General features: G+C 66.5%; 23 protein-coding genes and 3 riboswitches. Of the genes, 19 read left to right on the forward strand and 4 right to left on the reverse strand.

Annotated elements, in window-relative coordinates; genetic code table 11:
• Nucleotides 1-10: 10 nt before the first annotated feature.
• Both cbiB and cobD read left to right on the forward strand, forming a co-directional pair.
• On the forward strand, nt 11-952 hold the full coding sequence (cbiB, locus tag GWG65_RS05935) for an adenosylcobinamide-phosphate synthase CbiB (RefSeq protein WP_275194472.1): 942 nt from the start codon (nt 11-13) through the stop codon (nt 950-952).
• Nucleotides 953-963: 11 nt separating this feature from the next.
• Entirely contained in the window at nt 964-1,929 is a 966-nt protein-coding gene (gene cobD / locus GWG65_RS05940) for a threonine-phosphate decarboxylase CobD (protein WP_275194551.1), read from the forward strand.
• A gap of 4 nt (nt 1,930-1,933) precedes the next feature.
• Here the strand turns inward: cobD and GWG65_RS05945 are convergent, their stop codons facing one another.
• Nucleotides 1,934-3,382, reverse strand: a complete 1,449-nt coding sequence (locus GWG65_RS05945) for a cobyric acid synthase (RefSeq protein ID WP_275194473.1) — start codon at nt 3,380-3,382, stop codon at nt 1,934-1,936.
• Nucleotides 3,383-3,391: 9 nt separating this feature from the next.
• Nucleotides 3,392-4,027: a cob(I)yrinic acid a,c-diamide adenosyltransferase gene (gene cobO, locus GWG65_RS05950; protein ID WP_275194474.1), complete on the reverse strand. Its 636-nt coding sequence runs from the start codon at nt 4,025-4,027 to the stop codon at nt 3,392-3,394.
• Between the two features lie 40 nt (nt 4,028-4,067).
• A riboswitch (cobalamin riboswitch) is annotated at nt 4,068-4,289 on the forward strand.
• A gap of 93 nt (nt 4,290-4,382) precedes the next feature.
• Between cobO and GWG65_RS05955 the strand changes: the two genes are divergently transcribed.
• The 7 genes from GWG65_RS05955 to cobJ are packed head-to-tail and all read left to right on the forward strand — an operon-like array spanning nt 4,383 to nt 12,335.
• On the forward strand, nt 4,383-4,757 hold the full coding sequence (locus GWG65_RS05955) for a DUF1636 domain-containing protein (protein WP_275194475.1): 375 nt from the start codon (nt 4,383-4,385) through the stop codon (nt 4,755-4,757).
• Nucleotides 4,754-5,833 carry a cobalamin biosynthesis protein CobW gene (gene cobW / locus GWG65_RS05960; RefSeq protein ID WP_275194476.1) on the forward strand — a complete coding sequence of 360 codons (1,080 nt, stop codon included), beginning with the start codon at nt 4,754-4,756 and terminating at the stop codon, nt 5,831-5,833. Before GWG65_RS05955 ends, cobW begins: the two co-directional genes overlap by 4 nt.
• Entirely contained in the window at nt 5,833-9,081 is a 3,249-nt protein-coding gene (cobN, locus tag GWG65_RS05965; RefSeq protein ID WP_275194477.1) for a cobaltochelatase subunit CobN, read from the forward strand. The genes cobW and cobN overlap by 1 nt, the downstream gene beginning before the upstream one ends.
• The gene (cobG, locus tag GWG65_RS05970) at nt 9,078-10,241 is read left to right on the forward strand and encodes a precorrin-3B synthase (protein WP_275194478.1); all 1,164 of its coding nucleotides are present in this window, start codon (nt 9,078-9,080) and stop codon (nt 10,239-10,241) included. The genes cobN and cobG overlap by 4 nt, the downstream gene beginning before the upstream one ends.
• Entirely contained in the window at nt 10,241-10,870 is a 630-nt protein-coding gene (locus GWG65_RS05975) for a precorrin-8X methylmutase (RefSeq protein WP_275194479.1), read from the forward strand. Before cobG ends, GWG65_RS05975 begins: the two co-directional genes overlap by 1 nt.
• Nucleotides 10,871-10,872: 2 nt before the next feature.
• Nucleotides 10,873-11,604, forward strand: a complete 732-nt coding sequence (locus GWG65_RS05980; RefSeq protein ID WP_275194480.1) for a precorrin-2 C(20)-methyltransferase — start codon at nt 10,873-10,875, stop codon at nt 11,602-11,604.
• Nucleotides 11,601-12,335: a precorrin-3B C(17)-methyltransferase gene (gene cobJ / locus GWG65_RS05985; protein WP_275194481.1), complete on the forward strand. Its 735-nt coding sequence runs from the start codon at nt 11,601-11,603 to the stop codon at nt 12,333-12,335. The genes GWG65_RS05980 and cobJ overlap by 4 nt, the downstream gene beginning before the upstream one ends.
• Here the strand turns inward: cobJ and GWG65_RS05990 are convergent.
• Nucleotides 12,311-13,057, reverse strand: coding sequence for a cobalt-precorrin-6A reductase (locus tag GWG65_RS05990; protein WP_275194482.1), 747 nt, complete (start codon nt 13,055-13,057; stop codon nt 12,311-12,313). The genes cobJ and GWG65_RS05990 overlap by 25 nt on opposite strands.
• Here GWG65_RS05990 and cbiE point away from each other — a divergent pair.
• The 8 genes from cbiE (at nt 13,056) to cobT (ending at nt 20,261) form a co-directional block, all read left to right on the forward strand.
• Nucleotides 13,056-14,237 carry a precorrin-6y C5,15-methyltransferase (decarboxylating) subunit CbiE gene (cbiE, locus tag GWG65_RS05995; RefSeq protein WP_275194483.1) on the forward strand — a complete coding sequence of 394 codons (1,182 nt, stop codon included), beginning with the start codon at nt 13,056-13,058 and terminating at the stop codon, nt 14,235-14,237. The two genes, GWG65_RS05990 and cbiE, sit on opposite strands and share 2 nt — an antisense overlap.
• Complete coding sequence (locus tag GWG65_RS06000; RefSeq protein WP_275194484.1) at nt 14,234-14,602, forward strand: cobalamin biosynthesis protein; 369 nt, start codon at nt 14,234-14,236, stop codon at nt 14,600-14,602. Before cbiE ends, GWG65_RS06000 begins: the two co-directional genes overlap by 4 nt.
• The gene (cobM, locus tag GWG65_RS06005) at nt 14,599-15,381 is read left to right on the forward strand and encodes a precorrin-4 C(11)-methyltransferase (RefSeq protein ID WP_275194485.1); all 783 of its coding nucleotides are present in this window, start codon (nt 14,599-14,601) and stop codon (nt 15,379-15,381) included. The genes GWG65_RS06000 and cobM overlap by 4 nt, the downstream gene beginning before the upstream one ends.
• Nucleotides 15,381-16,691, forward strand: a complete 1,311-nt coding sequence (locus GWG65_RS06010; RefSeq protein ID WP_275194486.1) for a cobyrinate a,c-diamide synthase — start codon at nt 15,381-15,383, stop codon at nt 16,689-16,691. The genes cobM and GWG65_RS06010 overlap by 1 nt, the downstream gene beginning before the upstream one ends.
• Nucleotides 16,688-17,419, forward strand: coding sequence for a uroporphyrinogen-III C-methyltransferase (gene cobA, locus GWG65_RS06015; RefSeq protein ID WP_275194487.1), 732 nt, complete (start codon nt 16,688-16,690; stop codon nt 17,417-17,419). Before GWG65_RS06010 ends, cobA begins: the two co-directional genes overlap by 4 nt.
• Nucleotides 17,420-17,464: 45 nt before the next feature.
• A riboswitch (cobalamin riboswitch) is annotated at nt 17,465-17,684 on the forward strand.
• A 36-nt stretch (nt 17,685-17,720) separates the two neighbouring features.
• Nucleotides 17,721-18,398: an energy-coupling factor ABC transporter permease gene (locus GWG65_RS06020; protein WP_275194488.1), complete on the forward strand. Its 678-nt coding sequence runs from the start codon at nt 17,721-17,723 to the stop codon at nt 18,396-18,398.
• Between the two features lie 45 nt (nt 18,399-18,443).
• Nucleotides 18,444-19,193, forward strand: coding sequence for a precorrin-6A synthase (deacetylating) (cobF, locus tag GWG65_RS06025; protein ID WP_275194489.1), 750 nt, complete (start codon nt 18,444-18,446; stop codon nt 19,191-19,193).
• 15 nt (nt 19,194-19,208) lie between these two features.
• Nucleotides 19,209-20,261, forward strand: coding sequence for a nicotinate-nucleotide--dimethylbenzimidazole phosphoribosyltransferase (gene cobT, locus GWG65_RS06030; protein ID WP_275194490.1), 1,053 nt, complete (start codon nt 19,209-19,211; stop codon nt 20,259-20,261).
• Between the two features lie 6 nt (nt 20,262-20,267).
• On the opposite strand, the gene GWG65_RS06035 is transcribed toward cobT, so the two are convergent.
• Entirely contained in the window at nt 20,268-20,840 is a 573-nt protein-coding gene (locus GWG65_RS06035; protein WP_275194491.1) for a histidine phosphatase family protein, read from the reverse strand.
• 75 nt (nt 20,841-20,915) lie between these two features.
• A riboswitch (cobalamin riboswitch) is annotated at nt 20,916-21,118 on the forward strand.
• Nucleotides 21,119-21,229: 111 nt separating this feature from the next.
• On the opposite strand from GWG65_RS06035, the gene GWG65_RS06040 reads away from it, so the two are divergent.
• Entirely contained in the window at nt 21,230-23,581 is a 2,352-nt protein-coding gene (locus GWG65_RS06040) for a TonB-dependent receptor (RefSeq protein WP_275194492.1), read from the forward strand.
• Nucleotides 23,582-23,593: 12 nt separating this feature from the next.
• A complete protein-coding gene (locus GWG65_RS06045; protein WP_275194493.1) occupies nt 23,594-25,063 on the forward strand; it encodes a PepSY domain-containing protein in 1,470 nt (489 codons plus the stop codon).
• The last annotated feature ends 466 nt before the right edge of the window (nt 25,064-25,529 follow it).

Below are 25,529 nucleotides of genomic sequence, written 5' to 3' on the forward strand. Positions count from 1 at the left end.
GGGGACGTACGTGGGTTTTGCGGGTGCGATGGTGGTGGCGATGGCGGTGGACGCCCTGGTGGGCTGGCCGTCGCCGCTGTTCACGCAGATCGGTCATCCCGTGACCTGGCTCGGCCGGCTGATCGCCGCCGTCGACGCCGCCTGGAATCGTGCGCCCGATCCGCCGGCGCTGCGCCGCGCGGCGGGCGTCGCTGGCGCGCTCGTCGTGATCGCGCTGGCGGCTGCGGTTGGTTGGATGCTTCAATCCGCGCTGTCGTTTGGCTGGATCCAGATCGCGCTGGTCGGCGTGCTTGCCTGGCCGCTGGTCGCGTTGCGCTCGCTGCATGACCATGTCGCCGCCGTCGCGAAACCCTTGCAGGCCGGCGACGTCGCCGCCGCGCGCGATGCGGTCTCGCGTATCGTCGGCCGCGATCCGGCGGCGCTCGATGAAGCCGGCATCGCGCGCGCGGCGATCGAGAGCCTGGCGGAAAACGCCTCCGACGGCATCGTGGCGCCGGTATTCTGGGGCGCGCTGTTCGGCCTGCCCGGAATTGTCGGCTACAAGGCGATCAACACGCTGGATTCCATGATCGGCCATCGCACCGAACGGCACGAGGCCTTCGGCTGGGCGGCGGCGCGCATCGACGATGTCGCCAACTTCGTTCCGGCGCGGCTGACCGGATTTCTCTTCGTGCTGCTGGCGCCGCGGCGAGCGGGGGCGCTGTCGTGCATGACACGCGATGCGCGCCGTCATCGCTCGCCCAACGCCGGCTGGCCGGAAGCGGCGATGGCCGGTGCGCTGGGCGTGCGACTGAGCGGTCCCCGTGTCTATCACGACAGCATTGCCAACGAGCCCTGGCTCAACGAAGGCGCGCGCGATCCGCGCGCCGCCGACATCACTCATGCCCTGGCAGTCTACCGCCGCGCCATGCTCCTGCTCGCCGGCGTTCTTGCGATCCTGGCGCTCGCATGAAAGAACAGGGCATGCGTGAGCACGGCGGGAACCTCGATCAGGCGCAGCGGCGGTTTGGCGGCCGCACGGAGGACTGGATCGACCTTTCGACCGGGATCAACCGGCTGCCTTATCCGATGGGCGAGATCGACGCGCGCCATTGGAATGCGTTGCCGTCGCGATCCGAGATCGAGTCGTTGCATCAGGCGGCGCGGCACGCCTATGGCACGAGCGCGCCGATCGTCGCGATGGGCGGCGCGCAGGCCGCGATACAATTATTGCCGCAACTTGCGCCGCACGGCCGGGCACGCATTCTTGGTCCGACTTACAACGAGTATGCGCCGGTCCTGTCAGTCGCGGGCTGGGAGGTCGAACAGGTCAGCGAGCTCGACGCACTGGCGGGCGCGGACCTCGCCATTGTCGTCAATCCCAACAACCCCGACGGCCGGTGCCATCCACCGAAGGATCTGCTCGCATTGCTGCCGCGCGTCGGCCGCCTCGTGATTGACGAGAGCTTTGCCGACGCCGTTCCGCATTTGTCGCTGGCTTCGGAAGCGGAGCGGGCAGGGCTGTTGATCCTGCGCTCCTTTGGAAAATTCTATGGGCTCGCCGGCCTGCGGCTCGGGTTTGCACTCGGCAATGCGGCCGACATTGCGAGACTCGCGGCGATGTCCGGCCCCTGGCCGGTATCGGGGGCTGCGATCGCGGTTGGTCGCCGCGCCTTGCGCGACGAGGCCTGGGCCAAGGCAACGTCAGCGCGCCTCGCTCGCGACAGTGTTCGGCTCGACGCCATGGTGCAATCGCTGGGCTGGCGGCTCCTCGGCGGAACGCCGCTGTTTCGTCTCTACGAGACAGCCGACGCGCTTGTCGCACAGGAAAAACTTGCGCGTGGCCGGATATGGTCGCGCGTCTTCGCGCAGAGGCCGACATGGCTGCGCCTGGGGCTGCCGGGCAGCGAAGCCGAATGGGCACGCCTCGCCGAGTTTCTTTCGCGCTGAACGCTTAGCGCGCTAACGCGAGCAAGCCTCCGACATCGAGATGGGTTTCGATGTGATCGGCGAGCGCATCGAGCGCGCTTTCGACCCTGGCGTGATACGGTTCGTCGCCGACGGAAATGTCGAGTTTTGCGAGATATGCCCTGCGGAAATCGTCCGAAGTGAAGAGGCCATGCAGGTAGCTGCCCTGCACGCGCCCATCGCTCGAGATCGCGCCTTCCGGCGCGCCGTCGAGCCTCGCGAAGGGGCGGGCGCGATCCGGCCCGTCGGTGTGGCCGATATGGATTTCGTAGGCCTGGATCGGTAGATCCGTGACCGCATGCACGGCCGAGACACGCGTCAGCGTCTTTTGCGCGCTCATCTCTGTCGTTACATCCAGAAGTCCAAGACCCGGCGTTTCGCCGGCAGGTCCTTCGATTCCATCAGGGTCGGCGACGCTGCGTCCGAGCATCTGATAGCCGCCGCAGAGGCCGAGCACATGGCCGCCTCTGCGGTGATGCGCCACGAGATCGATGTCCCAGCCTTGCGCGCGCAGGAAAGCGAGATCGCCGCGCGTCGATTTGGAGCCGGGAATGATGACGAGACGCACATCCCCGGGGATCGCTTCGCCTGGGCGCACCATCACGAGATCGACTCCAGGCTCGAGCTTGAGTGGATCGAGATCGTCGAAATTGGCGATCCGCGACAACGCGAGGCAAGCAATCTTGCATTGACCCGGCTTACGCGCATCGCGTAATCCGAGCGCATCCTCGGCCGGCAGCTCGCCGGCGCGCGCGAACCAGGGCAGCACGCCAAAGCCGGGCCAGGCGGTTTTCTGCTCGATCAGCCGGTAGCCATCGTCGAACAGAGTGGGATCACCGCGGAACTTGTTGATGACGAAGCCCTGGATCATCGCCGCATCATCCGGATCGATCACCGCCTTGATGCCGACGAGTTGGGCGATGACGCCGCCGCGATCGATGTCGCCGACCAGCACGACGGGCACATCGGCCTTACGCGCAAATCCCATATTGGCGATGTCGGCCTTGCGTAAGTTCACCTCGGCCGGGCTGCCGGCGCCTTCGACCAGCACGAGATCGGCGCGTGCCTTCAGCCGCTCAAAGCTCTCCAGCACCGCGCCCATCAGCTGTGGTTTCATCGCCGCATATTCACGCGCCCGAGCGGTTGCGATGCGTTTTCCCTGCACGATCACCTGCGCTCCGACATCGGTCTCGGGCTTGAGCAACACCGGATTCATGTCGGTGTGCGGCTCGGCGCCCGCGGCGAGCGCCTGCAGCGCCTGGGCGCGGCCGATCTCGCCGCCGTCGACGGTGACCGCTGCGTTGTTCGACATGTTCTGCGGCTTGAAGGGGAGCACGCGCATGCCGCGGCGGGTAAAGGCGCGCGCGAGGCCGGCGACGATGAGCGATTTGCCCACGTCCGAGCCGGCCCCCTGGATCATCAATGCGCGCGCCATTGCGAGGTCTCAGAACTCGACGCCGGCTTGCGCCTTGATGCCGGAGCGAAATGGATGCTTGACCAGCGTCATCTCGGTGACGAGGTCGGCGATCTCGATCAACTCATCCTTGGCATTGCGTCCGGTGAGCACGACATGCGTCATCGGCGGTTTGCTGGTTCGCAGGAAGTCGACCACTTCGCCGATGTCGAGATAGTCGTAGCGCAGGGCGATGTTGATCTCGTCGAGCACGACCATGCGCAAGCTGGAATCGAGAATAAGCTCCTTGGCCTTGTCCCAGCCGGCGCGCGCAGCGGCGATGTCGCGCGCGCGGTCCTGCGTCTCCCAGGTGAAGCCTTCGCCCATCGCATGGAATTGGCAGAGATCGCCGAAATGGCCGGTGAGCAGGCGCCGCTCGCCGGTATCCCATGCGCCCTTGATGAATTGCACGACCGCACAAGGAAAGCCGTGGGCGACGCAGCGCACGATCATGCCGAAGGCGGAGGACGACTTGCCCTTGCCGGCGCCGGTGTGGACGATGATGAGGCCTTTTTCGCCGCTCTTGGTCGCCATGATCTTGTCGCGGGCGACCTTCTTTTTCACCATTTTCGCGGCGTGGCGGGCGTCGGTTTCCTCGACGGTTTGGGTATCCGGTTCAGGTGTCATCGGACAGGGTCCTTCGGCTTGACAAGTGGCGGCCGTGGGCAAATGGTGGGCCCGTGTTGGTTCCTGTCCTATGACAGGCGAAGAGGGAATGCGATAGGGTCCGAATCGGCAAGATTTGGGTCCAAAATGCAGCCGCCCCCGCGACCGTGACCGGAGAGATGCCCAAAGCCACTGACCCCTCGCGGGATCGGGAAGGCGGGGATCGAAGGGCGAAAGCCCTGCTCCGCAAGCCGGGAGACCTGCCAGCGCGGAAGTTTTGGACCGGCGGACGGGGTGTTCCGCGACGGGGAAGCGGGCCTTCGCAAGAATGGTTCGCGCGCCTCATCGCCTCCCGCTGTTTATCCTGGAAGAGGCGATGACCGTCACACTTCACGTCTGTATCACCTGCCGTGCCGGCCAGACGCTTGGCGAGGGCGAGACCTCGCCGGGCAAGCGCCTGCATGGCGCGATCCTCGACGCCGGCGTGCCCGATGGCGTCAGCGTTGTTCCCGTCGAATGCCTGTCGGCCTGTAGCCAGGGTTGCTCGGTCGCACTCAGCGCGCCGGGCCGCTGGTCCTATGTCTACGGCCGGCTGTCGGAGGCCCATGCATGCGACGTGATCGCGGGCGCCGCGGCCTATGCTGGCGCGCCCGACGGCATCGTGCCCTGGCGCAGCCGGCCTGAAATCTTCCGCAAGCAATCGCTTGCCCGCATTCCTCCCATCGCCGCCCTGCCGGAGCCCGCCGAATGAATTCGCTTGCAAAAGTCCCGGTCACCGTCGTCACGGGTTTTCTCGGCTCCGGCAAGACGACGCTGATCCAGCATCTGCTCGCCAATGCCAACGGCAAGAAGCTCGCGGTGCTCGTCAACGAGTTCGGCAGTGTCGGCGTCGATGGTGAAATTTTGAAATCCTGCGCCGATGCCAGCTGCCCGGAAGAGAACATCATCGAGCTTGCCAATGGCTGCATCTGCTGCACCGTTGCCGATGATTTCATTCCGACCATGGAGCAGTTGCTGGCACGGTCCGTGCGGCCCGACCACATTTTGATCGAGACGTCGGGTCTGGCGCTGCCCAAGCCGCTGCTCAAGGCTTTCGACTGGCCACAGATCCGCTCGCGCATCACGGTCGACGGCGTGATCGCGCTCGCCGATGCCGAGGCTGTCGCCGCGGGGCGTTTCGCGCCGAACCCGGATGCGGTCGAAGCGCAGCGCGCGGCGGACGAGAATCTCGATCACGAGACGCCGCTGTCGGAAGTGTTCGAGGATCAGATCGCCTGCGCCGATATCGTGCTGCTGACCAAGGCCGACCTGGCCGGCGCGGCGGGACTCGAAGCGGCCAGGGCTGCCATCACCGCCGAGATGTCGCGCCGCGTGCCGATGCTGGCGGTCACCGACGGCGCGATTGACGCGCGCGTCATCCTCGGTCTTGGGGCCGCGGCGGAGAACGATCTCGCCGCGCGTCCCTCGCATCATGACGGCGAAGGGGAGCACGAGCACGACGATTTTGCCTCGGTGGTCATCGACCTTCCGGAGGTCAGCGATGTCGACGCGCTGGTCGCGTCGGTCCAGCGTCTGGCGCGTGAGCAGAACGTGCTGCGCGCCAAGGGCTATATCGCGGTGGCAGGCAAGCCGATGCGCCTGCTGCTCCAGGCGGTCGGCGAGCGGGTGCGGCACCAGTTCGACAAGCCTTGGGGTGCGGGCGTGCGGCAGTCGAAACTCGTCGTGATCGGCGAGCAGGGCGATATCGATGAGGCCGCAATCAGGGCAGGACTCGGTATCTCAGGACTTGGTATCTCAAGACTTGGTATCTCAGGACTCGGTAGCTGATGCACGTCGTCTTCCGCGAGAGCCGCGGTCTCGAGGAGACTGCGACGCCAAGAGACATCGGCCAGGACCCGGCCGATCTCGTGGCGCTCTCGTTTTCGGATTCCGATCTCGCTGCATTCGCGGCCGGCTGGCGGCGCGGCCGTGACAGCCTGCCATCGCTGCGGCTTGCGAACCTTGCGGAACTGCGGCATCCGCTCTCGGTCGACACCTATATCGAGCGCACGCTGTCGCAGGCGCGCGGCATTCTGGTGCGCCTGATCGGCGGCGAGTCCTACTGGTCCTATGGGCTCGCGGCCCTGCATCAACTGGCGAAGGACCGCAACATCGTGCTCGCCGTACTGCCGGCCGACGGCCGCGACGACGCGCGCCTGAACGCGTACTCGACCCTGCCGGTCTCGACGCTGCGCCGGCTGAAGATGCTCTGCGACACCGGCGGCCCTGTCGCAGCTCAAGCCGCGATCGCGCAGCTTGCGCTGGCGTCCGGCCTCTATGCCGGGCCGGTCGTCGGCGAAATGACTGTTCCCGAGATGGGCTTTTACGATCCAGCGCGCGGTGTCATTGTGGCGCCGACGGCCAGCGAGGGCAAGCCGTACGCGTTGGTGACCTTCTATCGCTCGTATCTCGCGGCCGCGGATACAGGCCCGATCGATGCCTTGATCGCGGCGCTGCGCGACAAGGGTTTGGACGCCTACGGCGTGTTCGTCACCTCGCTGAAGGCTGCGGGCGTTGCGGATTGGTTGCGAACTCATCTTGCGCAAAATCCCGCCGCCGCGATCGTCAATGCGACGGCCTTCTCGGCAATGGGGAATGACGGCACGACGCCGTTCGATGCCGTTCCATGCCCGGTGTTTCAGGTCGCACTCTCGACGGCGCGGCGCGAGGACTGGGCCACCTCGCTGCGAGGCCTGTCGCCCGGCGATCTTGCGATGCATGTGGTGCTGCCCGAGGTCGATGGCCGTCTGTTCGCGGGCGTGGTGAGCTTCAAGTCGGCCGCGATGCGCGATCCTGATCTGCAATTCGCGCACCTTGCGCATCGCGCAGATGAAGAGCGCGTGAAGGCCGTTGCTGCGCGCGTCGCTGCCTGGCAGCGGCTTGCGGAGAAGCGGACAAGTGAAAAACGGCTGGCGATCGTGCTCTCGAACTATCCAGGACGCCCGCACCAGATCGCGCATGCGGTTGGGCTGGATGCGCTCGCCTCGGTCGAGGCATTGCTGTCGGACCTGGCTGGCGCCGGTTACGACGTTGTGCCGACACAAGCGCTCGGCGGGACCCTGCTGAACCGGCAATTGACCTGGAGCGTCGCCGATTATCGCGCGGCGCTCTCGCGTCTTCCACAGGACTTGCAGGATGATCTCGCGCGTGCCTGGGGCGCACCGGAGGACGATCCAAGCTGCCGCGGTGGCGCGTTCCACTTTGCCGCGATCACGTGCGGCAAGTCGATCATCGCAGTCCAGCCCGAGCGCGGTGACGCAACTACCCGCGGTGCCGACTATCACGATCTCGCGCGCACGCCGCGCCATGCTTATGTGGGCTTCTATCTCTGGCTTCGAGCGCAGGGCATCGACGCCGTCGCGCACATGGGCGCGCACGGCACGCTGGAATGGCTGCCCGGAAAATCTGTGGCGCTGTCGTTGAGCTGCTGGCCGGAAGCCCTGATCGGCGACCTGCCTGTCATCTACCCCTTCATCGTCAACGATCCCGGCGAGGCCGCACAGACCAAGCGGCGCACTGGCGCAGTCACCATCGGCCATCTGCCGCCGCCGCTTGCCGCGTCCGCCGTGCCGGAGGGCCTGCGCCGGCTCGAACAACTCCTTGACGAATATTCGACCGCCGATGGTCTGGATCCCGCGCGCCGCCAACGACTGATTGCTGCAATCCGCGACGAGGCCCGTGTCGCCGGATTGGAGGACGATCTCGGCCTTGATGCGTCGGCTGCACCGGCGGAAGCCATCCCGCGGATCGATCGTTTCGTCTGCGATCTCAAGGAAAGTCAATTCGGCGACGGCTTGCACGTGTTCGGCCGCGGCACCTGCGGCGAGGCGGAGCGGAATGCGCTGCGCACCGCGCTCGCGGGCAGACGGGTTGCGCCGGGGCCGTCGGGCTCGCCCTATCGTGGGCGCCAGGACGTGCTGCCGACCGGGCGCAATCTCTTTGCGGTCGATCCGCGCGCGGTGCCGACGCCGTCGGCGCATGCGCAAGGCATCAAGCTCGCGGAAGAGCTGTTGCGCCGCCACCTGCAGGATCACGGAGACTGGCCGAAAGGCCTCGTAGTCGACCTCTGGGGCTCGGCAACGATGCGCACGGCTGGCGAAGAGTTTGCGATGGCGCTGCATCTGGCCGGCTTCGCGCCGCGCTGGGACCACGCCTCTGGCCGCGTGACCGGCTACGACATCATCGCGCCGGCCGAGCTCGGCCGCCCCCGCATCGACGTCACGCTCCGCGTCTCTGGCCTGTTCCGCGATGTCTTTGCAGAACTGGCGCAATTGTTTGAAGCCGCCGCCGAGGCGCTCTCGGCGCGCGAGGACGAGGGCGACGAAAATCCCTATCGCCATCGTGCATCCCGCGTGTTCGCGCCGCGCCCGGGCCAGTACGGGATCGGTCTGTCGTCGATCCCGGACGTTTTCACGTCTGATAGCCGCGAAGCGGCGGGCGAAGCCTGGCTGTCGGCATCGTCCTGGGCGTTCTCCGCTGACGGCGCGATCAAGCCGGATCGCGCCGGCATCGAATCGCGGCTCGCATCTGCCGACGCTTTCGTCCACGTTCAGGACTTGCCGGAAACGGATCTACTGCTCGCGGCCGACTATGCTGCTCACGAAGCAGGTGTTGCGGCCGCGGCCGCGAGGCTCGGCGCGGCTACGCCGTCGCTCTATCATCTCGATGCGACTCGTCCCGACGAGCCGCATGCGCGGACGTTAACGGAAGAAATTTCGCGCGTGGTTCGTGCGCGCGCGGCCAATCCGGCCTGGATCGCCGGCATGATGCGCCACGGTTTTCGCGGCGCTGCCGAGATTACGGCAACGCTCGAGCATATGGCGGCGTTCGCGCATCTGGCCGGAGCCGTGCCGCCGCATCTGTTCGATCTCTACTACGATGCCACGCTCGGCGACGACGGCGTCCGCGGCTTCATGGCGCAGGAAAATCCGGCGGCTCTGGCCGCGATGGAGACCTGCTTCACGCGCTTGCACGAGGCTTTACTCTGGCGAACGCGCCGTAATTCGATCGCGGCTGCGTTGCGGGAGGCGTCATGAGCGCGTTTTCGGTCAAGGGCTGGTGTCCCGGTGCGCTGCGGCCGATGCAATCGGGCGATGGGCTCGTGGTCCGGGTGCGTCCTTTCGGTGGGCGTCTTGAAGCAGCACAGGTTGCCGGACTTGCTGAGCTTGCTGAACGCTTCGGCAACGGCCTCGTTGACGTGACGAGTCGCGCGAACCTCCAGATCAGGGGCGTCGACGAACAGGGGCATCGGCTAGTGCTCGAGGGACTCGCGTCGCTGGGGTTGCTCGACCACGACGCCGACACCGAAGCTCGGCGCAACATCCTGGTGACGCCGTTCTGGAGCCCCAGTGACGAGACGCAGTCGCTTGCCGCGGAGCTTGAAGAAGCGCTCGCCGACAGCGCGCTCGCGCTTCCCAGCAAATTCGGCTTCGCCATCGATGATGGGAAGTCGCGCGTGCTGGCCGGCGATTCCGCCGACGTGCGCATCGAACGCGATCGTGGCGGCCGGCTGCTGGTGCGGGCCGATGGCGCAAGGCTCGGTCGCTCCGTCGCACGCGGAGCGGCAGTGAGCGCGGCCCTCGCGCTCGCAAACTGGTTCATGGTCTCCGGTGGTGCCAAGGGCGGGCGGGGGCGCATGGCCGCCCACACCGCGGCCGGCGTGGCATTGCCCGTGACCTTGCGCGGTGAGACCGAGCCTGCCCCCGTGATGGCTGCGTTGCGGCCCGGGCACTATCCGCAAGGCGCAATGGTCGGCGTCGCGTTCGGGCAGATGCTGCACTCGACGCTCCGTCAATTCGCCGGATGCGGACATGCGCTGCGCATGACGCCATGGCGGATGGTTCTGAGCGAGGGCAAACGGGAGATGCCGAGCGCGGCAGGCCTCATCACGGAGCCCTACGATCCCGCGCTGCGCGTCATCGCCTGTAGCGGCGCCCCGCGCTGCCGCGAGGCGCATGCCGACGCACGCGCGCTGGCGGCAGCGCTCGCGCCGCGTATCGGCGCGGATACGCGGCTTCACGTGTCCGGTTGCGCCAAGGGCTGCGCCCGTTCCGGTGCCTCGGCGGTGACGCTGGTTGCGACCAGCGCCGGCTTCGATCTCGTCCGCGACGGCTCGACGCGCGATCAGCCGGTCCTGCGTGGCCTGAACGGCGCCGACATCGTCAGCGATCCCTCCATCCTGGTGGGAGGGCACTGATGCCGCACGTCTACGAGACCGATGGCGCGGCAATCTACCGGCAGTCCTTCGCGACCATCCGGGCCGAGGCGGATCTTTCGCGCTTCACGCCGGATGAGGAACAGGTGGTGGTGCGGATGATCCATGCTGCCGGCATGGTCGGCCTGGAGACGCATATCCGCTTCACGCCCGGCATGGCCACATCTGCCCGCGCGGCGTTGCAGAGAGGCGCACCGATCCTGTGCGACGCGCGCATGGTCTCGGAAGGAATCACGCGCGCAAGATTGCCGGCCGGTAACGCCGTCATCTGCACGCTCGGCGAGCCGGCTGTTCCTGCGCTCGCGCAATCTATGTGCAACACGCGCTCGGCGGCGGCGCTGGAGTTGTGGCGGCCGCATCTGGACGGCGCGATCGTTGCCATCGGCAACGCGCCCACCGCGCTGTTTCATCTCCTCAACATGCTGGAAGACCGCGGTTGCCCGCGACCGGCGGCGATCATCGGTTGCCCCGTCGGCTTCGTCGGCGCTGCCGAATCCAAGGCGGCGCTGATGGCCGATCCGTCGGTACCGGCGCTGACCGTCGAGGGCCGCCTCGGCGGCTCCGCGATCACCGTTGCCGCCGTCAACGCGCTGGCGAGCCGGAGCGAATAGCGATGGGACGCATCATCTGCTGCGGTCTTGGCCCCGGTGATCCCGATCTGATGAGCGTGCGTGCGGACCGGACGGTGCGCGCCGCAAAACACGTGGCCTATTTTCGCAAGAAAAGCCGTCCGGGCCAGGCGCGCCGTATCGTCGAGGGCATGCTCGCGAGCGACGTGACCGAATATCCGATGGAGTATCCGGTCACCACGGAGATCGCCTTCGACAGTCCCGAATATGTCCGCCTGCTTGCCGGCTTCTACGACGAATGGGCGGAGCGCCTGGCACGGCTCGCGCGCGCGGTCGATGTCGTCGTGCTCTGCGAGGGCGATCCTTATTTCTACGGCTCCTTCATGCATTTGCACACGCGCCTGCAAGGCCGCGTCGAGATCGAGGTGATTGCGGGCATTCCCGGCATGGTTGGCTGCTGGAACGCCGTCGGTCAGCCGATTGCGCTCGGCGACGATGTCACGACGGTGCTGATGGGCACGCTGGCCGAGGCCGAACTCGAACGGCGGATGCGGGATTCCGAAGCGCTGATCATCATGAAGACCGGCCGCAATCTCGCGAAAGTGCGCCGTGCGCTTGCTGCTGCCGGGAGGCTGGGCGATGCCTGGCTAGTCGAGCGCGGCACCATGCCGAGCGAGCGTGTCGCCCGGCTCGCCGAGATCGACGCCGCCGATTGTCCCTATTTCGCGATCGTGCTCGTGCACGGCAAGGGTCGCCATCTGGACGCCGCCGAATGATGGGCACGCTGACCATCGCGGGCCTTGGGCCGGGCAGCGACGCGTTGGTGACGCCCGAGGTCTCCGTCGCGCTTGCAGCCGCTACCGACATTCTGGGTTATGCGCCCTATGTCGCACGTGTGCCGCCGCGACCTGGGCTCACCCTGCATCCCTCCGACAACCGCGAGGAACTGCAGCGCGCTAGCGAGGCGTTGCGGCTTGCTGCCGAAGGCGGCCAGGTCGTCGTCGTGTCCTCCGGCGATCCCGGCGTGTTCGCGATGGCGTCTGCGGTGTTCGAGGCGCTCGAACAGGCACCGCAATGGCGGGAGCTTCCGATCCGCGTGCTGCCCGGCATCACCGCGATGCTGGCCGCGGCCGCGCGCGCCGGTGCGCCGCTCGGCCATGATTTCTGTGCGATCAATCTCTCCGACAATCTCAAGCCGTGGGCGGTGATCGAGAAACGGTTGCGGCTCGCCGCGGAAGCCGATTTTGCCATCGCAATGTACAATCCGCGCTCGGTGGGCCGGCCCGAGGGTTTTGGTCGTGCGCTGGCGCTGTTGAAGGACGCGGGTTACGGCGAGCGCCTCGTGATCTTCGCACGTGCGGTCAGCGTGCCGGACGAGCGGATCGAGACCGTCACGCTCAACGAGGCCCGGCCCGAGATGGCCGACATGCGCACGCTTGTGATCGTCGGCAATTCGCAGACGCGCCGCGTTGGCCGCTGGATCTACGCGCCGAGGCAGGTCCGATGACCAAGCCAGTGCATCACTTCAGCCGCGCTCTCCACCCGTCGTCGTTCGGGCAGCTCTGGCCGCGAGATCATGACCACGGGCAGGCCCAGTTCGCGGGCGGCGTCGATTTTGGCGCGCGCGCCGTCGCCGCCGGAATTGCGGGCGACGATCCACGAGATGTCACGCGCGCGCATCGTCTCCAACTCGGCGTCGAGCGTAAACGGTCCGCGCGACACGATCACATCCGCGGCGAAGGGCAGGGGCGCTTCGGGCGGATCGACGAAACGGAGCGTGTAGACGTGCTGCGGCTTTGCCGCGAACGGCGCGATGTGCTGGCGGCCGATGGCGAGGAAGACCTGCGCCGGGCTTGCCGGAAGCGCGGCGACCGCGGCGTTGAGGTCAGCGACTTCGATCCAATGGTCCTCTGGCATCTTGTTCCAGGGCGCGCGCTCGAGCGCGATCAGCGGCGTGCCGGTTTCCGCGCACGCCTCGACCGCGTTGCGGCTCATCTCGGCGGCAAAGGGATGCGTCGCATCGATCATATGCGTGATGCCTTCACGGCGAATGTAATCGGCAAGCCCGCTGACGCCGCCGAAGCCGCCGATGCGGGTCGGCAGCGGCTGGTCGGCCGGCGTGCGGGTGCGGCCGCCATAGGAGTAGACGGCCTCGATACCCGCGCGTGCGATCTCCGCTGCGAGCAGGCTCGCATCGGCTGTTCCGCCCAGAATGAGGGCGCGCGTCATGGCTGATCCCTGGCTGACCATCATCGGTATCGGCGAAGATGGCCTTGCGGGTCTGTCCGAAGCAAGCCGAAAGGCGCTTGCCGAGGCAGAAACCATCTTCGGCGGCGAGCGTCATCTTGCGCTCGCAGACGTTGGTCGGCGCGGCCGTCCATGGCCGGTGCCGTTCGACGCGGATGTCGTGCTGAGTTGCCGCGGCCGGCCAACGGCAGTGCTCGCCTCCGGCGATCCGTTCTGGCACGGCGCAGGCGCAAGCCTCGCCGAAAGGCTCGAGACGAGCGAATGGGTTGTGCATTCGGCGCCGTCGACCTTCTCGCTCGCTGCGGCGCGCTTGGGATGGCGCCTTGAGTCCGTGACGTGCCTTGGCCTTCATGCTGCGCCATTCGAGCGGCTTGTGCCGCATTTGGCGCGAGGTGCACGCATCATTTGCCTGGTGCGCGACGCGACGGCGGCCGGGGATCTCGCGAAATGGCTGACGGAGCGCGGATGGGGCGCTTCAATCTTATGGACTCTCGCTGCGCTTGGCGGCCCACGCGAAAGCATCGACCAGCATCGCGCCGATCTCTTTGCTGGGGATATTGCCGGAGACCTGGTTGCGGTGGCAGTGCAGGCGAGGGGGACGCAGGGCATTCCCCGCAGCTCGGGCCTTGCGGATGATCGTTTCGTCCATGACGGCCAGATCACCAAGCGGCCGGTGCGCGCGCTGGCGCTCTCGGCGCTGGCGCCGCGCGCCGGGGAGAGGCTGTGGGACATCGGCGCCGGCTCGGGCTCGATCTCGGTCGAATGGGCGCTGTGCGGCGGAACCGCGATCGCCATCGAGGCGCGCCAGGATCGTGCGGCGAACATCCGCAGCAACGCAGCGTCGTTTGGACTGACGCATCGGATCACCGTGATCGCGGGGACAGCGCCGCAAGCTCTGGCTGCGCTGGAGGCGCCGGATGCCGTCTTCGTCGGTGGCGGCCTGGACGCTACGTTGTTCGATGCCCTGTGGTTGCGGCTCGCGACGGGCGCGCGGCTCGTCGCGCATGCCGTGACGCTGGAGACGGAAGCACTGCTCGGCGAGCTGCATCAGCGCCATGGCGGCGAGCTGATGCGGGTCGAGATTGCGCATGCCGGCCCGCTCGGTCGTTACCGTTCCTGGGAGACGGCGCGTCCAGTGGTGCAATGGAGCGCGGTCAGATGAAGGTCGCCGGCTTCGGGTTCAAGCAGGACGTTACGCTCGCCTCGCTGCGCGAGGCGCTCGTTGCGGCCGGGGGTCTTGCCGGGCTCGCGGCGGTGGCGACGGTCAGCGAGAAGGCAGGCACCGAGGCACTGAAGCAGCTTGCGCGCGAATGCGGTGTGCCGATCAAGGCCGTTCCAGCCGATGTATTGGCGGATATCGACACGTCCACACAGTCAAGACGTATCATCGAAAAGTTCGGCGCGGGTTCCGTCGCCGAGGCTGCGGCGCTTGCGGCAGCCGGACCTCGCGCGCGACTGATCGCGACGCGCGTGGTCTCGCGCGATCGAACCGCGACCGCGGCGATCGCGGAAGGAGACGGCGAATGACGGTGCATTTCATCGGCGCGGGGCCGGGCGCCCCGGATCTGCTGACGTTGCGCGGCCGCGACCTGATCGCGGCCTGTCCGGTCTGTCTCTATGCCGGTTCGCTCGTGCCCGCGGGCGTGCTGGCGCATTGCCCGGCCGGTGCGCGGATCGTCAATACGGCGCCGCTCTCGCTCGATGAGATCGTCGCGGAGATCGCCGCTGCGCATGCCGGCGGCAAAGACGTCGCGCGGCTGCATTCCGGCGATCTCTCGATCTGGTCGGCGATGGGCGAACAGCTGCGCCGTCTGCGCGCGCTCGGCATTCCCTACACCGTGACGCCGGGCGTGCCGGCCTTCTCGGCTGCGGCAGCGGCGCTCGAAGCCGAACTGACATTGCCGGGTCTTGGGCAGACCGTGGTGCTGACGCGCACGCCGGGCCGCGCCAGCGCGATGCCCGAAGGCGAGAAGCTCGCCGCCTTTGCGGCCACGGGTGCGGTGCTCGCCATCCACCTGTCGATCCACCTGCTCGACAAGGTTATTGCCGAGCTCACCCCGCATTACGGCGCCGACTGCCCGGTCGCCATCGTCTGGCGCGCGAGCTGGCCGGACCAGCGCATCGTCCGGGCAACGCTTGCAACGCTCGATGCCGCTGTCGGCGCCGAGCTCGAACGCACCGCGCTCATCCTGGTCGGCAAAACGCTGGGCTCGGTGGATTTTTCCGAGAGCCGCCTTTATGCCGCCGACTATGACCGCCGCTATCGGCCGGTCGGCGCCGAGCCGCGCTTTCCGGAGGCGTCCTGATGCCCGCGGGTCTCGTCATCTCCGCGCCGGCCTCCGGCGTCGGCAAGACGACGCTGACGCTGGCGCTCGCGCGCGCCTGGCGCGATCGCGGATTGCAGGTGCAGTGCTTCAAGAGCGGGCCTGACTACATCGATCCCGCATTCCATGCCGCCGCCACAGGTCTCGCCTCCGTTAACATCGACAGTTGGGCTATGGACCGCGCGACCATCGCGCATCTCGTCGGTCGCGGTGCAGACGCCGATGTCGTGCTCGCGGAGGGCTCGATGGGCCTGTTCGACGGCGTCGCTGCGTGCGGCGTTTCTGGCACGGGCGCGACCGCCGATATTGCGGAGATGCTGGGCTGGCCTGTGCTGCTGGTGATCGATCCCTCCGGACAGGCGCAGACGGCGGCGGCCATCGCTGCCGGCTTGCGCGACTATCGCGCGGGCGTGCGCCTTGCCGGCGTCGTGCTCAACCGCGTCGCCAGCCCGCGCCACGAAGACCTCGTGCGGCGTGCGCTTGCCGATGCGGGCATCGCCGTGTTCGGCGCGCTGCCGCGCCATGCCGAGATCAGCCTGCCGAAGCGGCATCTCGGCCTGGTGCAGGCCGAGGAGCAGGCCGAGATCGGCAGCCTGATCGATGAGGCCGCGCGTTTCGTCAGCACCCATGTCGATATCGATGCCGTGCTGCGATCGGCCGCCGCGTGGTCGCCGCAACCGGCGGGAAACGGCCTCAACGTGACGCCGCCAGGTCAGCGAATTGCTCTGGCCCGCGATGCCGCGTTCTCGTTCGTCTATCCGCATATGCTGGAGGGGTGGCGCGCCGCCGGCGCCGAGATATCGACGTTCTCGCCGCTCGCCGACGAAACGCCCGACGCGCGCGCCGATGTCTGCTGGTTGCCCGGCGGTTATCCCGAGCTTCACGCCGGAACGCTTGCAGCCAATACCCGCTTTCGCGATGGCTTACGCGCCTTCGCCGAGACGCGACCGGTGCATGGGGAGTGCGGAGGCTATATGGTGCTAGGCGCAGGCCTCACCGACGCCGACGGCGTCCGCCATGAGATGACGGGTCTGCTCGGCCTGGAGACGAGCTTTGCCAAACGCCGCATGCATCTGGGCTATCGTCTGGCCGAGCTGGCCGCGCCGATGCCGGGACACCAGGCCGGCGCACGCCTGCGCGGCCATGAGTTCCACTATTCGACCATCGTCGCGCAGCCGGATACGCCACTCGCAGTCGTGCATGACGCAACCGGTGCGGTCATCGCCGAGACCGGCTCGCGGCGCGGCCATGCCACCGGCACGTTCTTTCATCTGATCGCGGAGGACCGGTGAGCGGGTTCGTCTCCTTTATCTCCGCCGGTCCCGGCGACCCTGGGCTTCTCACGCTCAAAGGTGCTGCGCGGCTGCGCGAGGCCGACGTCGTGCTGTATGACGATCTCGCATCCGGCGCGATTCTCGATCTGGCCCGGCCCGGTGCCAATCTTGTCGCGGTGGGGAAGCGGGCGGGACGGCCCTCGACCAAGCAGCACCACGTCAACCGTCTCTTGGTCGACTATGCCGCGACGGGCTCACGCGTCGTGCGCCTGAAGTCGGGCGATGCCGGCATTTTCGGCCGGCTCGAGGAGGAGCTCGAGACGCTGCGCGACGCCGGCATCGGCTACGAGATCATTCCCGGCGTCACCTCGGCCTGCGTTGCGGCCGCACAAGCTGGCATTCCCCTGACCCGGCGCCACACCTCGCGTCGGGTGCAGTTCGTGACCGGAGCGGATGTCACCGGCGAGTTGCCGCAGAACCTGAATTGGGCGGCGCTGGCTGATCGGGAAGCAACCACCGTCGTCTATATGGGCCGGCGGACCTTTCCGGCGCTTGCCGCAAAATTGATCGAACATGGCCTCGCCCCAGGCACACCGGCGCTGCTGGCCGAATCTCTTGGCCGTTCCGACGAACGGCTGGTCCGCACCACCATTGCCGAGCTGGCCGAACAGCTTGCGCGGGGTGGCGCTGCCTCCACGGCGGCCGTCATCCTGTTTGGTGCGCTGGCGGGAGAATATCCGTCATGATGGCCGCTGCCCGCGCTCGCCCCTTGACGCCCGGCTTGCGAAAGGGGCACACAGGAGACGCATGGTGCTCGACGCGGCGCAAAGCGCCGGAGCATAATCGGGAATGGGGATGGGCGGACCAAATGGCGGCGCCCAAAACCCCAGCCGCCCCCGCGACTGTAAGCGGTGAGGGACTCCAATCAGCCACTGGGCCGCAAGGCTCGGGAAGGCCGGAGAACCCAGTGAACCGCGAGCCAGGAGACCGGCCGTGCACGTTTTGAGGCCAAGGCCGTCGGGTGTGACGGCAGGAAGGATCTGAGCCATGCATATCGAACCCGGGATAGTAACGGGCGCCAAGCTCGTGTTGAGTTACGCAACTGGCATCGCCACAGGCGGCGTTGCGCTGAAGCTTGCGGCCGAGACCATGCGCGAGCAGGGCATCGGCTCGTTCGCGGCGCGGACGGTCGCCACCACAGGCCTCGTCTTCACCTTCTTCGAGATCCTGCCGCACTTTCCGGTCGGGGTGTCCGAGGTGCACTTTATCCTCGGCTCGACCTTGTTCCTGCTGTTTGGCGCAGCGCCGGCGGCCTTCGGCCTCGCGCTCGGGCTGCTGTTCCAGGGCATGTTCTTCGAGCCGGTCGACCTGCCGCAATATGGCATGAACGTCACCACGCTGCTGGTGCCGCTGTTCGCGATCCAGGCAATCGCCACACGGATCATTGCGCGCAACACTGCCTATGTCGATCTCAGGTATCGCCAGGCGCTGGCGCTTTCGACCACGTATCAGTCCGGCGTCATCGCCTGGGTCGCGTTCTGGGCGCTCTATGGCTCCGGCTTCGGCGCGACCAACCTCGCCAACATCGCGACCTTCGCGGCGTCCTACGCGCTGGTGATCGTGATCGAGCCGCTCGCCGATCTCGCCGTGCTGGCACTGGCGAAGTCGCTGCGTGGCGTTACCGCGCCCGGCCTCGTCACGCCACGTTTGCACAACGCGGCCTAGAGACAAGCGAAAGGGCGGCCAATGCGGCCGCCCTTCGCAGGTAAGATGCTCACGTTCTCCCTGATAGGCATCGGTTGCGGCGATCCCGAGCAGCTCACGCGCGCCGCGGTTCGTGCGATCAATGCGGCCGATCTCGTCCTGATCCCGCGCAAGGGGGCTGCGAAATCGGATCTCGCCGATTTGCGGCGGACGATCTGCGCCGACGTGCTCACCAGCGACACGACGCGCATTGCCGAATTCGATCTTCCCGTGCGCGATGCGGCCGAAGCGGACTATCGCAAGGGCGTGGACGACTGGCACGACGCCGTGGCCGCGACCTGGTCGCAGACGATCGCAGGCCATCTCGAAGGTGAGGGCCGCGTCGCGCTGCTGATCTGGGGCGATCCGTCGCTTTACGATTCCTCGCTGCGCATTGCGCGGCGGCTTGATCCCTTGCCGACGATCGAAGTCGTCCCCGGCATCACATCGATCCAGGCGCTATGCGCGGCGCATGCGCTGCCGCTCAACGATATCGGCGAACCCTTTCTGGTCACGACCGGTCGTCGTTTGCGCGACGGCGGCTGGCCGCAAGGCGTCGATACCGTGGTGGTGATGCTCGATGGCGGCACGGCGTTCCAGTCGCTCGATCCGCAAGGCCTGCACATCTGGTGGGGCGCGTATCTCGGCATGCCCGATCAAATCGTCATGTCCGGCGCGCTTGCGGAGATCGGCCCACACATCGTGGCTGCACGGCAGCAAGCGCGCGAGCAACATGGCTGGATCATGGACAGTTACATTCTCAAGCGCAGGCCGTAAACCAAGCGAGGCAGCATGCTCCCCGAATGGGTCTATCAAAAATGCCCCGGCATCTCCGCGGTCCATCGCGCGGCGGCGATCGGGCGTCAGGCGCAACTTACAAAACCCACCGGCGCGCTCGGCCGGCTCGAGCTGCTCGCGATCGAGCTCGCGGGCCTGCAAGCGACCGAGCAGCCTCGCGCTGCGCGGGTACCGATCATCATCTTCGCCGGCGATCACGGCATCGTCGCGCAGGGCGTCTCGGCCTATCCGCAAGAGGTAACGATTGCGATGATGGCGAACTTCGCCTCGAGCGGAGCCGCGATTTCGGTGCTGGCGCGTGAATTGGGTTCCAGCCTGGAAGTGATCGACGCCGGCACGCTGGCGCAGGAGGGGATGGCGGGCGCTGTCACCGACAAGCCGCGCAACGGCAGCCGCGACTTCAGCGTGGAAGCCGCGCTCGAGCCGGCGGAGCTGGCATTTGCCTTCGAAGCCGGACAGCGCGCGGTCGCGCGCGCAGAAGCGAGCCAGCCCGATCTTCTGATTTTCGGCGAGATGGGCATCGGCAACACCACGGCATCAGCGGCGATTGCCGCAGGCCTGCTCGGCGTGAGCGCCGAGGAGATCGCCGGCAGCGGCACCGGCGTCGATGCCGCCGGCCGAGCGCACAAAGCCCGCGTGATCGATGCCGCGATCGTGCGTCATGGGGTTGCCGGTGCATCGGCCGAAAAGATCCTGTGTGCCGTCGGCGGCCTCGAAATCGCAGCGATCTGCGGCGCGATCATCGCGGCCGCGCAAGCCCGCATCCCGATCCTGATCGACGGTTTCATCGTATCGGTCGCGGCCCTGGCGGCGGTGCGCCTCAACCCGTCGTGCCAGCCGTTCCTGCTGCCATCGCACCAATCGGCGGAGCAGGGCCATCGGCTGGTGCTTCGTGCCTTGAACGTCCAGCCGCTGATCAGTCTTGATCTCAGGCTCGGGGAGGGGTCTGGCGCCGCGATCGCGCTGCCGCTGGTGCGGCTCGCCTGCAGCCTTCACAACGGCATGGCGACGTTCGCGCAGGCCAATGTGCCAGATCGTCCGGCCTGATCCAGTTCATGCCATGCGCTGATTGACCGAGACGACACGCCAGCCCGTCGAGAGCCGATCGATCCGTGTCAGCGACAGCGGATCGATAACGAAGCGCAAGGCCGCTTCGGGCGTCAGATCGAGCGCGATGCACAGCGCGGCCCGGATGGTGCCGGAATGCACGACCAGCGTTGCGGATCCTGCTCCGACCCGTGACAGACCCAGCCGAACGCGCGCGACCTGATCCTCGAAGCTCTCACCGCCGGGCGGCCGAGCGCGCGCCGGATCGCTCCAGAATTGCGCATAGGCGTCGCTACCCATTGCGGCGAGATCGTCGTGCCGCTGCCCCGTCCAGTCGCCGAAATCCTGTTCGCTCAATTCGCCCATCAACTCCGGTTCAAGCCCGAGCGCGCGCGCCGTCTCGATCGTGCGTCGCGCCGGGCTCGCGTAACTGGCCGCGTCCTGCGGCAGATATCGCCGCAAGGCCTCCAATTGCGCGCGATCGCCGAGATCGGCCGCGGCGTCGGCGGCATGGATGGTCCCCGCGACGCCGTCGACGGCCGCATGACGTATCAGCCAGAGGAAGGTCTCGCCTTCCATGTGAAAATCTCCAAGGAAAGTTGGTCGCTGTGGCAACAACGCCGCAACAGGCACATTGACTCTGTCTGGATCGTAATCCTAGATGGCCGTGACGGTTTCCCCATCCGGGGATGAAAAGGGAATGCGGTGCGGGGACGTTGTCCCCAATGCCGCGGCTGCCCCCGCAACTGTAAGCGGCGAATCTTGCGTCACGAGCCACTGGGTATCTCGGTCCCGGGAAGGCGACGCAAGGTGATGACCCGCAAGCCAGGAGACCTGCCGTCAGCCGTGGTCACACGCGAAGATGTCGGTCGGGGAGTACAGACATTCGGCTTCATCGAAGGCTGACAAGCCAAGGTGAGACCTCGTTCGCTGTGACGTGCCACTGACGTCATACCGAGGTCTCGACCATGTCATCCGTCCCGAGTGTGCGACCGCGTCAATTTCTGTTCGCCTCCGCTGCCCTTACGTCGTTTGTTGCCGCTAATATGCCCGCTGCGTTAGCGCAGCAGGTCCGCGAGCCGCTGCCGCCCGTCGAGGTGACCGCGCCTGAACAGTCCCGCAGGCCGGTCAAGCCCGCCCGACGCGCGGGGCAGGGGCCACGTCGCGCGGCGGCGAGCAGGCCGGCTGCAACACCGGCTGCGCCAAAGCCGATCGTGCCGGCTGCAACTGCGCAGACGCCGCTCAACACCAATGCGGTCGCCGAAAGCGCCTCGCGCCTCGGCCTGACCGTGCGTGAAATCCCGGCAACCGTCGAGGTGATCTCGGCCGAGACCATGCGCGAGCAGGGTTATCGCACCGTCTCCGACGTGGCGCAGGGCGCAGTCGGCGTCACCTCCGGCGACAATCCGGCCGAGCCTTCGGCCTTCTCGATGCGCGGCTTCACCAACAGCCAGATCAACACACTCTACAACGGCATCAAGATCGGCCCGCAGAACATGACCTCGCGGATCGCCGACACGGCCAATCTGGAGGCGGTGGAATTTTTGAAAGGCCCGGCCTCGCTGATCTCGGGCGAGGGCGCCGCCGGCGGCGCGATCAATTTCGTCACCAAACAGCCGCACACCGGACCGATCCGCAACGAGGCGGACTTTTCCTGGGACTCCCTGAACTCCTTCCGCGCGCATTACGGCTCCGGCGGCAGCACCAACGTCCAGGGCCTCGACTACCGCTTCGACATCAGCCGATCCTCGCTCAATGGCTTTGCTGACGACACCAATACCAAGACGCTCGATGTCTCGGGGCAGCTCAACTACCGCATCTCCGACAGTCTTAAGATCTGGGGCGCGATCGAGTACCGCGAGGATCGCTCGAAGGCCTATTGGGGCGTGCCGCTGGTTCCGATCGCCTTCAGCGGCTCACACGCCACGACCGGCATTGTCTCGGGCAACTACTTCAACAGGACTGATCTTGGATCCGTGACGGTCGACGACCGCACGTTCAACACCAACTACAATGTCCTCGACAACCGAAACGTGGCGCAGGAGGTGTGGCTGCGCGGCGGCTTCGAGCTGAAACTGGCGCCTGACCTGACGCTGAAAAGCCAGGCCTATGGCTACGGCGCGGAGCGCACCTGGTTCAACAACGAGATCGAGGCGTTCGATTCCACAACAAACCGGGTGTACCGCGAGCGCTTCTATGTCGCGCACAGCCAGCGCCTCGTCGGCAACATCACCGACCTGATCTGGGACACCAATATCGCCGGCTTCGACAACCGCCTGGTCACGACCCTTTCGTCGAGTTACCTCGACTTCGTAAGGCCGGGCGCCGCAAATTTCCCGAACGATGATGTCTCGCTGGTCGATCCCGTTCGCGGCTATTACGGCCTGCTCACGACGCAGCAGCAGACCGCGCGCATCGACAACGAAGCGCTGTCGTTCGAGGACCGGCTGAAGCTGACGCGCAGCTTCGCGCTGGTCGGTGGCCTGCGTGTCGAGCATATCGGACTCGACCGCAATTCGACCGACAAGAACGGGCTGGAAAAGGCGAACTTCCCGTTCTCGAAGGACTGGGCGCCGGTCACGGGCCGTATCGGCTATACGTGGGAGGCCGTTCCCGGCCTGACCTTCTTCAGCCAGTACGCCACCGGCGCCGATATCTCGGCGAACAACATCTTTCTGCTCGGGCCTACTCAGCCGCTCGATCTGACGACGGCGCGCACCTACGAGACTGGCGTCAAGCACCTGCTCTGGGACAACCGGGCGGAGTGGTCGTTCTCGGCCTACGACATCGTTCGCAAGAACGTCTATGCGGCGGCAGGCGGCATGCAGCTCAACATCGCAGGCCGGCAGGAGTCGAAGGGCGTCGAGCTCGCCGCATCAGTGCGTCCGATCGAGCCGCTGCGTCTGTGGGGCAATATCGCCTATGTCGATGCGCGCTATGCCGACTACAATTTCGTTGGCGGCTCGTTCTCTGGAAACACGCCGCCGAACGTGCCGCGGATCGTTGCGAATGCCGGTGCGTCCTACCGGTTCTTCACGCCGTGGCCGGTCGAACTCGGGATCGTCGGCCGCCATGTCGGCGACCGCTACAACACCGACGCTAACACGGTGACGCTGAAGGCCTATACCGTGGCCGATGTCTACGCCTTCGTCGATATCCCAAGGACGGTATTCTCTGCGGTCGACCAGGCGCGCCTGACCTTCCGGGTACGGAACATTGCCGACAAGCGCTACGCGATCTGGGGCGATCCGTTCTATCCCGACCAGGTATTGCTGGGCGCGCCGCGCACCTACGAGATCTCGGCTGCGTTCAAATGGTAGGGCGTTGAACACATGATGGGCGTGATCGTCCTGCTGCACCGCTGGCTCGGGATCGCGTTCTGTCTGCTGTTCGCGATGTGGTTCGCGACGGGAATCGTGATGCACTTCGTTCCGTTTCCGTCGCTGACGGAAGCGGAGCGGTTTGCCGGTCTGGGGACGGTGGATCGCGCGCAGGTCACGATCTCTGCTACTGACGCGGTGGTTGCAAGCGGGATCGCCGAGTCCACGCGCGTTCGACTGATCCAGCGCAGCGATGGACCGGTGTACGTCGTCTCGGGAGCGTCACTCGTGCGCGCGGTCCGCGCCTCGGACGGAGCCGTCGCATCGGCGACGTCTGCCGAACTTGCGCTCGCCATAGCACAGGATCATGCCCGCAATCGCGGGCTCGATGCCATGGGCGCAACCATCCTCGCTCAGGCGGACTATGATCAATGGATCGTTCCCAATGGCTTTGATCGCCACCGACCGCAGTTTCGTGTGGCCCTTGGTGACGCCGCCGGGACCGAGGTCTATGTCTCCTCGCGCACCGGCGAAATCGTCCTTGATACGACACGACGCGAGCGCAGCTGGAATATGGTCGGTAGCGTCCTGCACTGGATCTATCCCACGGTTCTGCGAAGCAACTGGGCGCTATGGGATCGCGTGGTCTGGACATTGTCGCTGCTGGCCCTGATCGCGGCGGTGCTAGGCGCAGCGCTCGGAATCGCCCGGATCAGGATTCGCAAGCGGCGAATCTCCTCGCCATACCGCGGCTGGCATGCCCTGCATCACCTCATCGGCCTCGCAGCGATGGTCTTCGTGCTGACCTGGATTTTCAGCGGCTGGCTTTCCATGGATCACGGCCGGCTGTTCTCGCGCGGGCAGTTGAGCGCGATTGAAGCTGGCATGACGAATGCTTCGCCCGACTGGACGACAGCCGCATCGCTCGATCGGAAGCCGATATCGTCAGCCGCCCGCGAAGTCGAATGGTTTGCCTTCAACGGCAACCTCTATCGACGCGAGCGGATTGGTCTCGGCGAGCAAGCTCTGATTGGGGCAGGCGAAGCTGCTCGTAGCGGACGGACGGGATTTTTGAATGCGCGCGAAGTTCAGGGTTTGACGATGCGTTTTGCCGTTGGATGCGACCTGCCGTCGGTTCTTGCCGGTGACGACGACTATCCCGCACAGTCTATCATCCCGGGTGCGCCCGTTTATCGCTCTCGCTGCGGCGACCTCTGGTTCGATATCGACGGGGCCGACGGTCGCGTGCTGCAAAGGCTGGATTCCTCGCGGCGGGCCTATCGCTGGTTCTACGGCGCGCTGCACACGCTCGACTTTCCGGTGCTGCTGGCGCGCCCGCGCCTGCGTGACGCCCTGATCGTCGGCTTTTGTATGCTTGGGCTAATGTTTTCCGTCACCGGTGCCGTCATCGGCTGGCGGCGCCTGCGGTCCTCTGTGGTTGCCCGAGTTTCGAGCGCAAATGCGCCCGCCGGGCGTGGTTGACTGGACCATCACAAGGGCGGGGCGAGGTGTTGAGCCGCAGCAAGTCGAGCCTGGTGTGACCGTCCCATCGCTCGATGCCGGTCTTCGCTGCTTTCGAGAATCGCAGGTTGCATCGGCATCGGCTTCCCGCCGATACGGTAAATAGCACTCTTACTGTTCGTACAATAAAGAGAGGCTGAACCGACCGCCATGCATAGCTCGTGGGCGCCCGAAGACGCCGCGGCGTCGTTCGATCGCCTCCAAATTAGACAGAAGGTTTGTGGGGATTGGATCGCAATGCAGCGAGCGCCGCGTTCTGCGCGGGAGAATCCGTGGTGCACTGCACTTTTCTCACGTGGAGCAGTCCGTGTTCGTCTGCACTCTGTGCAGGCACCGCTGCACCAAAACGTGCAGCCGGTGGCGCAGCGCGCGGCGTCCCTCGGGCGCTGGTCCAATGGTTCGCGACAACTCTGGCACTATCCGGAGC

Origin of the sequence: Bradyrhizobium sp. CSA207, assembly GCF_029051685.1 — a bacterium.
In the GTDB taxonomy this organism is placed as follows: Bacteria; Pseudomonadota; Alphaproteobacteria; order Rhizobiales; family Xanthobacteraceae; genus Bradyrhizobium.